The organism is Pseudomonas sp. WSY_20, from assembly GCF_043104335.1.
Lineage (GTDB): Bacteria > Pseudomonadota > Gammaproteobacteria > Pseudomonadales > Pseudomonadaceae > Aquipseudomonas > Aquipseudomonas parafulva_B.
The window spans coordinates 1-437 of sequence record NZ_JBICKP010000039.1 but is presented as its reverse complement, the minus strand read 5'-3'; the positions used below and the strand labels follow the sequence as shown (position 1 = coordinate 437).

Below are 437 nucleotides of genomic sequence, written 5' to 3'. Positions count from 1 at the left end.
CTGCGTGATCTGGGTGTGCTGCCATCGTTTAGCCGCCCGCGGGTCAGCAACGATAACGCCTATGCCGAAGCCTTGTTCCGTACGGCCAAGTACTGCTCGCGATGGCCAGGCCTGCCGTTTGAATCACTGGACGAGGCTCGGGTATGGGTCATGGAGTTTGCTGCCTGGTACAACAACGAACACCGCCATAGCGCGCTTAAATACGTCACTCCTGCGCAGCGACATGGGAGGCAGGATGCTGCTGCGCTGAAGCAGCGTGAACAGGTCTACACGGTGGCTCAGCGTGGGAATCCAGAGCGCTGGGCTCGAGGAATCCGTAGCTGGAAGCTGCCTGACCATGTGTATCTGAATCGTGAGCGAGACGCCCAGCAGCAAGTCGGTTAGGCAAGACACGACAACTACCTTGACACATACCGAAGACAAAAAGTGAGCCGCCG

1 protein-coding gene is annotated in these 437 nt (G+C 58.4%); it reads left to right on the top strand.

The genetic code is table 11. From position 1 onward, the window contains the following. Nucleotides 1-384 (top strand): integrase core domain-containing protein (locus tag ACF8E5_RS10750; protein WP_392475251.1); only part of this gene is annotated, 384 nt, incomplete at its 5' end. Between the last annotated feature and the right edge of the window lie 53 nt (nt 385-437).